11 protein-coding genes are annotated in these 10,384 nt (G+C 54.1%); 7 read left to right on the forward strand and 4 right to left on the reverse strand.

Going from position 1 to position 10,384, the window contains the following annotated elements:
- The first annotated feature begins 27 nt into the window (after positions 1 to 27).
- Positions 28 to 357 carry a 4a-hydroxytetrahydrobiopterin dehydratase gene (locus GH984_RS00875; RefSeq protein WP_153718334.1) on the forward strand — a complete coding sequence of 110 codons (330 nt, stop codon included), beginning with the start codon at positions 28 to 30 and terminating at the stop codon, positions 355 to 357.
- On the opposite strand, the gene moaC is transcribed toward GH984_RS00875, so the two are convergent.
- Positions 354 to 827, reverse strand: coding sequence for a cyclic pyranopterin monophosphate synthase MoaC (gene moaC / locus GH984_RS00880; RefSeq protein WP_153718335.1), 474 nt, complete (start codon positions 825 to 827; stop codon positions 354 to 356). The genes GH984_RS00875 and moaC overlap by 4 nt on opposite strands.
- On the reverse strand, positions 824 to 1,522 hold the full coding sequence (gene gpmA / locus GH984_RS00885) for a 2,3-diphosphoglycerate-dependent phosphoglycerate mutase (RefSeq protein ID WP_153718336.1): 699 nt from the start codon (positions 1,520 to 1,522) through the stop codon (positions 824 to 826). The genes moaC and gpmA overlap by 4 nt, the downstream gene beginning before the upstream one ends.
- Before the next feature lie 56 nt (positions 1,523 to 1,578).
- On the opposite strand from gpmA, the gene GH984_RS00890 reads away from it, so the two are divergent.
- From GH984_RS00890 to GH984_RS00905, 4 genes are read left to right on the forward strand one after another with little or no spacing between them, the layout of a single operon-like run.
- A complete protein-coding gene (locus GH984_RS00890) occupies positions 1,579 to 2,079 on the forward strand; it encodes a L,D-transpeptidase (protein ID WP_153718337.1) in 501 nt (166 codons plus the stop codon).
- A 1-nt stretch (position 2,080) separates the two neighbouring features.
- Positions 2,081 to 3,022: a beta-N-acetylhexosaminidase gene (nagZ, locus tag GH984_RS00895; RefSeq protein ID WP_253939075.1), complete on the forward strand. Its 942-nt coding sequence runs from the start codon at positions 2,081 to 2,083 to the stop codon at positions 3,020 to 3,022.
- A 35-nt stretch (positions 3,023 to 3,057) separates the two neighbouring features.
- Positions 3,058 to 3,633 carry a hypoxanthine-guanine phosphoribosyltransferase gene (locus GH984_RS00900; protein ID WP_153718338.1) on the forward strand — a complete coding sequence of 192 codons (576 nt, stop codon included), beginning with the start codon at positions 3,058 to 3,060 and terminating at the stop codon, positions 3,631 to 3,633.
- A 3-nt stretch (positions 3,634 to 3,636) separates the two neighbouring features.
- The gene (locus GH984_RS00905) at positions 3,637 to 4,380 is read left to right on the forward strand and encodes an S-methyl-5'-thioinosine phosphorylase (RefSeq protein ID WP_153718339.1); all 744 of its coding nucleotides are present in this window, start codon (positions 3,637 to 3,639) and stop codon (positions 4,378 to 4,380) included.
- Here GH984_RS00905 and GH984_RS00910 read toward each other — a convergent pair.
- Positions 4,316 to 4,897, reverse strand: a complete 582-nt coding sequence (locus GH984_RS00910; protein WP_153718340.1) for a CsiV family protein — start codon at positions 4,895 to 4,897, stop codon at positions 4,316 to 4,318. The two genes, GH984_RS00905 and GH984_RS00910, sit on opposite strands and share 65 nt — an antisense overlap.
- Positions 4,897 to 8,349: a transcription-repair coupling factor gene (gene mfd, locus GH984_RS00915; protein ID WP_153718341.1), complete on the reverse strand. Its 3,453-nt coding sequence runs from the start codon at positions 8,347 to 8,349 to the stop codon at positions 4,897 to 4,899. The genes GH984_RS00910 and mfd overlap by 1 nt, the downstream gene beginning before the upstream one ends.
- Before the next feature lie 102 nt (positions 8,350 to 8,451).
- Here mfd and GH984_RS00920 point away from each other — a divergent pair, with 102 nt between their 5' ends.
- Positions 8,452 to 9,699 carry a lipoprotein-releasing ABC transporter permease subunit gene (locus GH984_RS00920; RefSeq protein ID WP_153718342.1) on the forward strand — a complete coding sequence of 416 codons (1,248 nt, stop codon included), beginning with the start codon at positions 8,452 to 8,454 and terminating at the stop codon, positions 9,697 to 9,699.
- Positions 9,692 to 10,381, forward strand: a complete 690-nt coding sequence (gene lolD, locus GH984_RS00925; protein WP_153718343.1) for a lipoprotein-releasing ABC transporter ATP-binding protein LolD — start codon at positions 9,692 to 9,694, stop codon at positions 10,379 to 10,381. The genes GH984_RS00920 and lolD overlap by 8 nt, the downstream gene beginning before the upstream one ends.
- The last annotated feature ends 3 nt before the right edge of the window (positions 10,382 to 10,384 follow it).

The following is a 10,384-nucleotide window of genomic DNA, read 5'->3' on the forward strand; positions in this document are numbered from 1 at the left end:
CCACGATAGCAAGTTTAGGGACTGATTATGAGCTTGACCGAGAAACACTGCACCCCATGTCGTGGCGGCATTGATCCGATGGATCGTGCTCAGGCCGAGGCCATGCTGGCTGAAACCACGGGATGGGTGCTAAGCGACGATGCAACCCGTATTTCGCGACGATTTAAAACGAGTAACTTTGCAGAGGCCCAAGCCATTGCCAATGTGGCGGGCGATGTGGCCGAGCAAGAAGATCATCATCCAGAAATTCGCTTTAGCTGGGGCTACTGTGAAGTCGAAATCTACACGCATGCAATTGGTGGCCTGCATGAGAACGACTTCATCTATGCAGCCAAGGTAAACGCCGCAACAAGTTAGCGAGACCAGTCACCGGAGCGGCCCCCACGCTTGTGGGTTAAACACACCCCCTCGATCGTCATCCCGCGATCGAGGGCTTTGCACATGTCGTAGACGGTGAGCAACGCCACCTGAACCGCCGTTAGCGCTTCCATTTCGACTCCCGTTTGCCCTCGGGTTTCTGCCTGAACTAAACAATTCACCCCCGGCAAATCCTGCCTTGGAGACAGTGTGACTTCGATGTGCGTGAGCGCAAGCGGGTGGCATAGGGGCACAAGCTCCCAAGTTCGCTTTGCTGCGGCAATGCCAGCAATGCGTGCGGTACCAAGTGCATCGCCTTTTTTAAGATCGCCTGCCTCTAATGCGCTTAGAGTGGCTGGCTGCATGGTGATATGTCCTTCAGCGATAGCAACCCGATGCGTACTCCCCTTATCGCCAACATCTACCATGTGAGCCTCGCCACGGGCATTGAGGTGGGTAAGCTCGCTCATGACTCGGCCCGCAACGAGTAGCGCTTTAAGACATTAAGCTGGTCATCCAGCTCAAAGACCAAGGGGTCACCTGTTGCAATCTCAACGCCCATAATCTCGTCATCTGATAGACCTTCAAGATGCATAACCAGCGCGCGTAAACTGTTGCCATGCGCGGCTATGAGCAGGGTGTCGTAGTGTTTTAGCTGCGGAGCCAATGTGGTGTCCCAGTAAGGAAGAACCCGGGCTAGCGTATCTTTAAGTGACTCAGTGCCCGGCAAGATCTCAGTATCTAGATTTTGATAGCGCGGATCATGGCAAGGATGGCGCTCATCATTTCCCTCCAACGCAGGGGGAGGGGTGGCAAAGCTACGACGCCAGATATGCACCTGCTCATCACCATACTTCGCCGCCGTTTCTGCCTTGTTAAGACCTTGCAGGGCGCCGTAGTGGCGCTCATTAAGATGCCAGTCTTTGGTCATTGGAATCCAAAGTCGATCTAGCTCATCGAGGGCAATCCAGGCAGTTCTAATGGCCCGTTTTAAAACGGATGTGAACACCGCCTCAGGTAATATCCCAGCGTCGCGCAAGAGGGCGCCGGCTTGCTTTGCCTCCGCTCGGCCTTGATCGGTAAGGTCTACATCATGCCAACCGGTGAATCGGTTCTCGAGATTCCATTGACTTTGCCCATGACGAAGCAGAACAAGACGTTTCATGCCGCAGCGCGCTCCTATTGCCTGTGAATTAAAAAACGCTAGGGTATCATCGTTGCATGGATGTGACTCAGCAGAACTGGGTGTTGGTCAGCCTAGCTGAGCAAACACTCACATTATACCAAGGCAATAATCCGCAAAGTAACTGGCCGGTTGCCACCGGAAAGGCGGGGGCAGGCGAGCTTAGGGGATCGGGCGGCACGCCACGCGGTTGGCATCGTGTTCGGCTGGCAATTGGTGCAACGGCCCCCCGGGGCGCCGTATTTGTTGGCCGCCGCTGGACTGGTGAGATTCATACTCCAACTTTGCATAAGGCCTTTCCCAATAGAGACTGGATACTCTCGCGGGTGCTGTGGTTAACGGGCTTAGAGTCAGGGCGTAATCGCGGCGGTCAAGTTGATACGCTGTCGCGGTTTATTTATATCCATGGCTGTCCGGATGAGGCTCCCTTAGGGCAGCCGATTTCGCATGGATGCATACGGATGGGCAACGATGCGGTCATTGCCTTATTTGATTTAATTGGCACAGGCACGCTCGTGCGGATAGTAGAGGGGGCATAGCATGTTGCCAGGGCCACTCATGCTTGGGATTGCTGGCACCACGCTCTTGGGTGAGGAAGTTGAGCGCCTTCGCCACCCTGCGGTAGGGGGTGTTTTGCTGTTTAAACGGAATTATCAAAATCCACAGCAACTATCTGATCTGACAGCTGAAATTCGGGCCCTACGCCAACCCCCATTACTCATCGCGGTTGATCAGGAAGGGGGGCGGGTACAACGCTTTCGAACGGGATTTACCGAGTTGCCAAGCGCTCGCGCGCTAGCGCAAGACTACGCCCAATCCGCTCAACAAGCGCTGGCCGAGACAACCGCAACAGCGCAGACAATGGCAAAAGAATTACTCGGGTGTGGTATTGATTTGAGCTTTGCACCGGTTTTGGATATCGATTATGGAATCAGCTCAGTCATTGGAGATCGGTCTTTTGGCTCAACGCCCGAACAAGTTAGTGCGCTTGCCTTAGCATGGCAACGGGGTGTGCGTGCTGCCGGCATGGTCTGTGTGGGTAAGCACTTTCCAGGGCATGGCGGCGTGGCACCCGACTCACATCACGCAACCGCGGTTGATAACCGATCGTTAGAGGATCTTCGCCAGCAAGATATGATCCCTTTTCGTCGGATGATCGATAATCAGCTTGCCGCCATCATGATGTCGCATGTGGTCTTTCCCAACATCGATCCTGTTCCTGCGGGGTTTTCTGCTCGCTGGCTGCAACTACTCAGACGGGAGCTTCAATTTAATGGCGCCGTTTTCTCGGATGACTTAGAAATGGAAGGGGCTGCGTCGGCCGGCAATTTAATGGAGCGCATCAAAGCCGCGCTCGGCGCGGGATGTGATATGGCGATTGTTGGGAATACAGGACGGGAAATTGATCGCTACCTAAGCCACATCCCGTCTCCATCGCCTGAGTCTTCGCTCAGACTGGTGCGTTTACACGCCAAAGTCTAAACTGAGTGGTTTAAGTCAAACAAAGGAACCCCCTCATGCCCCAAGGCGTTGCATTAACGGAAGACGAGCTCTCTGGTGTTGTTGCGCGTGCTGAGTGCTTGCATGATGCCGCTGCCGTAGCGGCGGGAATTGAGCGATTAGCTGCGGAAATTACCGCTAAGCTCTCAGCCACTCAGCCATTGGTTCTTGGCGTAATGACTGGAGCGATCGTCCCGCTAGGGCGCTTGCTACCGTATCTGCAATTCCCACTTGAGCTCGATTACATTCATGCAACTCGATATCACAAATCGACAATTGGGCGTGAATTGGTGTGGCTTGCGCGCCCGCAAACGCCGCTGCGGGGGCGAACGGTTCTGTTGGTTGATGACATTCTCGATGAGGGACATACCTTTAAAGGCCTCTTAGACGCTTGTCGGGAAGAGGGCGCGGAGGCGGTTTACACGGCCGTGCTGGCAGATAAACCCAACCCGCGGCGCGAGCCAGGCATGGTGGCTGACTTTATTGGCGTGACCGTGCCAGAGCGCTATGTTTTTGGTGCTGGAATGGATTACAAAGGCTATTTACGCAATTTAGATGGGATTTATGCGGCGCATCGAGACGACGAGGATTAGGCAATGCCTTTGGCGGTGATTGGCGGCACGGGCCTAACGCAACTTGCTGATTTGGTCATCGATCACCGAGAAATGGTGCACACGCCCTATGGGCAGGCTTCCGGCCCGGTTGTTCGAGGGCATCTTGCTGGCGTTCCGTTGATGTTTATGGCTCGGCATGGTCATGGACATACCATCCCCCCACACCGCATTAACTATCGGGCAAACCTTTGGGCGTTGCAAAAAGCGGGAGCCACGCAGGTTGCTGCGATTGCGGCGGTGGGCGGTATAGACGCCAACCTAAATCCCGGTGACCTGGTGATACCCGAGCAGATAATTGACTATACATCGGGGCGAGAAGCCACTTTCTTTGAGGGCGACCCCGTCAGGCATATCGATTTTACACAGCCCTATGATGCTCTGTTGCGGGGTCAATTGATCCAAGCCGCACGGCCGTTAACAACGCCGGTACACACCGATGGATGCTATGGTGCAACCCAAGGCCCCCGCCTTGAGAGTGCAGCGGAAATTCAAAGAATGGCGCGCGATGGCTGCACCATTGTTGGCATGACGGGAATGCCTGAAGCTGTCCTTGCCCGAGAGCTAGATCTGCCTTACGCAACTTGCGCGCTAGTCGTTAACCGCGCAGCTGGGTTAAACGAAGGAAAGCCCATTACTATGGCAGACATCGAGCAAACGCTTGCTACTGGAATGATTGCTGTTCGGCAGCTTCTTCAAGCGCTGGTGCGGGGTCTATCCGCACAATAATGCCTAGCAATGGGTGGTCCAGATAATGCACCTCTGAGGGCCGTATTCGGCGGCTTTCATGTAATCGCCAAACAGTCGGATCTGTTAAGCGAATATCGGTTTCAAGGTGTAAAAACCGCGATTGATAGGCCCGAATACGCCCTTCAATACCCAGTGAGCGAAGCTCAAGAGGCAGGCTAACGGTTGGCGCGGATGCTGGGCCGCGCAATGACTGCCGCCATGCTTCATGCCAGATAACTTGGTATCCCGGTTGGTTTCTAAGCCGATTAGCCGCCCCCGTTAGCCGATGTTGGTCTGACGGCAACGCCTCGGGGCCAACGCCTAGTGTGTTGGGCTGACGAAGCGGCCAAGCAATCTCAGCAGGGAAGGGGGGCGGATTTTTTACGGGTAATTCCCCTTGGGCATCCGGTAAAGGCGGCTGGGTAAATAGAATTAGCTCTATTTGATAGCGCTCCTGTGCCCCTGCCAGCGTAGTGGCCGTTAGCAACAGGAAGGCAATAACCGCGCGAGTGATCATCAAGCGGCCTGAGGAAGCGTTATCGCGTTGAGCATCGTCGTCACCACCTCGATACGTTGTTCGGGCGTTTCGGTTTCTAAGCGAAACCGTAACTTGTCCTGACCTTCTAAACGATACACCGCGGGATCTTGCTGTACTAGTTGCACCAAGGCGCCAACATTAACGCGGTTGGCATCGCCAAAGCTGAGCACTCCGCCGCCCGGGCCTGCTTCAATTCGCTCAATGCCCAGTGATTTCGCTTGCTGGCGTAGTTGGGTCACGGTGATGAGATTTTTTGCCGCGGGTGGCAAAAGTCCAAACCGATCGATCATTTCAACTTGTAACTCACGTAATGCCTCTGGGCTAGGCGCGCTGGCGATCCGCTTGTAAAGCGTTAACCGCGTGTGGACATCTGGCAGGTAATCTGTTGGCAGCAGAGCGGGTATATGGAGATCAACCTCCGTGCCGGCAGAAAGGGGGATGTCGAGCTCAGGCTGTTTGCCCGATTTTAGCGCCTTGACGGCGCGCTCCAACAAGTCGTTATACATGGTAAAGCCGACTTCGTGGATCTGTCCGCTTTGTCCTTCGCCAAGTAGCTCGCCAGCACCACGAATCTCTAGGTCATGACTCGCCAAAGCAAATCCAATTCCCAGATCTTCTAGTGAAGCGATGGCTTCTAGGCGTTTTGCAGCATCTGGGCTGAGGTTACGCTTAGAGGGGGCCATTAAATACGCGTAGGCGCGGTGGTGGGAGCGGCCAACCCGACCCCGCAGTTGGTGTAGCTGCGCAAGCCCGAGTCGGTCAGCCCGATTGATGATGATGGTATTGGCGCTAGGCACATCGATGCCGCTTTCGATGATGGTGGTGCAGACCAGTACGTTAAATCGGCGATGATAAAAATCGAGCATAACGCGCTCTAGCTCACGCTCACGCATTTGGCCATGCGCAACACGAATTCTTGCTTCGGGCACCAGTTCAGCGAGTGACTCGGCAATTCGGTCGATGCTTTGTACGTCGTTATGCAAAAAGTAAACTTGACCGCCGCGATGCAGCTCACGCAGGCAGGCCTCACGAATTGTGGCATCGCTCCATTCGTTAACAAATGTTTTCACTGCAAGGCGGCGCGCCGGTGGGGTGGCGATAATCGATAAATCACGTAAACCGGCAAGCGACATATTTAACGTACGAGGAATTGGGGTGGCCGTGAGGGTTAACACATCAACAGTCGCCCTAAACTCCTTGAGCTTTTCTTTTTGTCGAACCCCAAAGCGTTGCTCTTCGTCGATGATCAATAACCCAAGATCGTGAAACTTCACAGAGCGTTGTAGTAGCTTATGGGTACCGATCACGATATCGACTTTGCCCGCTTCAAGGGCTTCAATAACCTGATCGGTCTCTTTTGCAGAGCGAAAGCGCGATAATGCTTCAATGCGTACGGGCCAATCAGCAAAGCGATCGGCAAAGTTTTGATAATGTTGTTGGGCAAGCAAGGTAGTCGGAACGAGTACCGCCACTTGCCGCCCCGACTGCACGCCGGCAAATGCGGCCCGCATGGCAACTTCCGTTTTGCCGAATCCGACGTCACCACACACAACACGATCCATTGGGGTGCTCGATTGCATATCGGTTAAAACGGCGTGTATTGCAACGGCTTGATCGGGGGTTTCCTCAAAGGGGAATTGCGCGGCAAAGCGGGCATATTCGTCTTCTGGAACCTGATGGGGTATGCCTGGTTGTGCCGCACGCCGGGCATTAATGTCCAGCAACTCAGCGGCCACATCGCGCGCTTTTTCTGCCGCCTTTTTACGGGCCTTCTCCCACTGACCGCTGCCTAGGCGGTGCAATGGGGCGTCAATTTCATCTGCGCCCGTGTACCGGCCAATCAGATGCAATGAAGCAACTGGCACATAGAGCTTGTCATTACCCGCATATTCCAACTGCAAAAACTCGGTATCGATGCCATCAACGCTAAGCGTCTGTAGGCCACGATATCGCCCCACGCCATGTTGCTCGTGCACCACGGGTGAGCCGATGTGCAGGTCGGTCAGATCCCGAATGATGGTGTCTGGATCACGATGCGGTGCGCTACTGTGCCTGCCTCGTTGCTCAACCCGCAAATCAAATAGAGCAGCTTCGGGAATGATCATCATCGCGGGGGAATCAACACAAAACCCTGATTCTATTGGCCCAACGGTGATGCCAAGCGGGTGTTCAGAATGCGCAAACTCAGCATAGTCTGTAACCGCTTTTGGCCTAATATCTTCTGCTAGAAGTCGCTCCAGCCAACTTTCCCGACGGCCTGCGGTTTCGGCGGTTAATAACACACGCCCCTTGAACGCTTTGATCGTGGTGCTTAGCGGTGTGAGATCTTCAGCGAGCGCGGCGACGGGCAGCGTTCGCTGTTGTGAAACGGGGCCTTGCGGCTCGTCTTCCGTGGGCATTAGGACCTGAGGGTGGCGGCTTAGTGCCTCACGGGCCTGTTCGCTATTGATAAATAATTGATCCGGCGGAAGGATCGGATGGGCGCGATCGTGTCGTCGCTGTTCATAGCGCTCGTTTATCTGCTCCCACTCCGCTTGTAGCTGAGTATCGGTGTCGCCCACGCGAATAATGAGGGTATTGTTAGGCAAGTAGTCGAAGAGCGTTGCCGTTTCTTCAAAAAATAACGGGAGGTAAGACTCAATTCCACTGGGAATATGCCCATCGCTAATCGTTTGGTAGATCACACTTTCTGTTGGATCACCGGCAAAAGTAGTTCTAAATTTCTGTCTAAAATGCGCAATGGCTGTTTCATCTGTTGGAAATTCATGCGCCGGCAGCAGATCGATACGCTCAATTTTCTCGCCACTGCGTTGAGTTTCTGGGTCAAAACCGCGAATTGAATCAATTTCATCATCAAATAGATCGACTCGATAAGGAATGTCGGCCCCCATCGGATACAGATCAAACAAAGAGCCACGCACGGCAAACTCACCGTGCTCCACAACCTCAGAAACACAACGATAGCCGGCTTGTTCGAGTGTGGAACGGAGACGCTCAATATTTACACGCTCACCAACGCCAAAACTGATCATCGCACCTTGCAAAAAAGACGGCGGGGCAATTTTCTGCTGCAACGTGGGGGTTGGAGTAATTAGCACCCCAGATTGGCGATTTGGTAAGTGGTAAAGCGCCTCTAATCGGGCTGAGATAATCTCTTGATGCGGAGAGAAGAGATCGTAAGCCAAGATCTCCCAGTCCGGCATAATATCCACCGATGCGCGCTCGGCCACAAAAAACGCCACAGCGTCTGCAATATACTGTGCCTCACTGCTTCCCGCCGTCACCACAAGTACCAGCCCATCGTGCTGCAGGGCCGCTTCTGCGATAGCGGCCGCCGAGCTGTCACGGTTAAGCTTTAGCCAGCGTTGACGCTCGCCCGGTTCTTTGGGCAGGGCGTTTAAAGGAACGATCGATTCTGTTGGTTTTTTCATGGGCCGTGAAGTCTACCCAACCGGCCACGCTGCGAAAAGCGTGAAGCGAAAAGAGCAGACCGGTAAACTCTACAATATGACCCAATTACTGGAGAGGTATAAATGATCAGGCCGCTGCCGCTTTTTATTGGCCTGCGGTACACCCGCGCACGGCGTCGGGATGGGTTTGTGTCTTTTATATCAGCCAGTTCGATGCTGGGGATTGCCATTGGGGTGATGGCGCTCATCACCGTGCTCTCGGTGATGAATGGGTTTGAAAAGGAGTTGCGCGAGCGCATTTTAGGCATGGTCTCGCATGCCACAGTTAACGCCTATGATGGCGAGTTGAATGATTGGAGCGGTCTGGTGGATACGCTCCAAGCGCGTCCTGAAGTGCTAGGCGCTGCCCCGTTTATCAGTGGCGAAGCCATGTTGACTCGCGGTGGCGAGGTCACCGGGGTTCTCTTGCGTGGTGTTGACCCTGCGCTTGAGGGGCGGGTGTCAGAAATAACAGAGCAACTGATTGCCGGTAATATTAACGAGCTACGCTCAGGCACTTATCAAATTGTGATTGGGAGCCGCCTTGCTCAGCGCCTTGGCGTTGGTGTTGGAGACCCACTCAATGTCGTTACGCCTGAAGCACGGGTTACCGCCGCAGGCATTTTGCCTCGTCTCCGGCGCTTTGAGGTGGCCGGTATATTTGAGGTGGATATGGCCCAATACGATAGCTCAGTGGCGCTGATTCATCTTGACGATGCGCAACGGCTGCTGCGCTTGAGAGACGGGATCACCGGCGTACGGCTGGAATTTGCGGATTTAATGGAGGCACCGCGGCTAGTTCGTGATATCGCGTTAAGTTTGCCAGGGCAGTATTTGGTTAGTGATTGGACCATGCAGCATCAGAACTTCTTTCGTGCGGTGGCAATGGAAAAAACCGTCATGTTTATTATTTTGCTGCTGATCGTGGGCGTTGCGGCCTTTAATATTGTTTCTACCCTCGTAATGGCGGTTCAAGATAAGCAATCGGATATCGCGATCTTAAGAACCTTAGGAGCAACGCCGCGCACCATCATGGCCATTTTTATTATCCAAGGCAGTGTACTTGGCGTGGTTGGAACCCTAATCGGCACCGCAGGAGGCGTTGCATTGGCACTTAATGTCGAGACAATCGTGCCGGCCATTGAGCAGTTATTTAATGCCGATTTTATCTCTGGCGATGTCTATTATATTAATGATCTGCCCTCAGATCTGCGCTTACATGATGTCTGGCGGATTACCTTGGCGGCTTTTGGGCTGAGTTTGCTGGCAACGCTCTATCCGGCGTGGCGTGCGTCGCGCATTGCGCCTGCGGAGGCCCTACGGCATGAGTGATCAACCGGTAGCCCTTGAGTGCCGCAGCGTTTACAAAACGTTCAAAGAAGGGGCATTAAGCGTTGATGTTCTCGCCAACATGTCGCTTACCGTTCAACGGGGCGAGCAGGTGGCCATTGTGGGCCGATCGGGCGCCGGTAAAAGTACATTGCTGCATGTTCTAGGTGGGCTTGAGGATGTTGAATCGGGCGAGGTCTTTGTGGGTGGGGTGCAAATGTCTGCCCTCGGCGCGGCCGCCAGGGGTAAATTGCGAAATAAGCGATTGGGCTTTGTTTATCAATTCCATCATCTGCTTGGCGAATTTACGGCACTAGAAAATGTGGCTATGCCATTATTAATTCGCGGTACAGCAGGCGCTCAGGCCACGCAAGCCGCCACTCAGATGCTAGCGCGCGTTGGGCTGGCTGAAAGACAGCGGCATAAGCCTGGCGAGCTTTCGGGCGGAGAGCGACAACGGGTGGCTATTGCGCGGGCACTAATTACCCAGCCTGATTGCCTGCTTGCTGATGAGCCAACCGGTAACCTAGATCGGCAAACAGCCGAGTCCATATTGGCTCTTTTTCAAGAGATTAATCGTGAAAACGCGACCAGCGTGGTGCTGGTAACCCACGATATGGAGGTAGCCGCAAGAATGGATAGGCGGCTTAATTTGGCCGACGGGCAGCTCCACGCTATTCCCTAGACC

The organism is Spiribacter salilacus (assembly GCF_009649225.1).
GTDB lineage: Bacteria > Pseudomonadota > Gammaproteobacteria > Nitrococcales > Nitrococcaceae > Spiribacter > Spiribacter salilacus.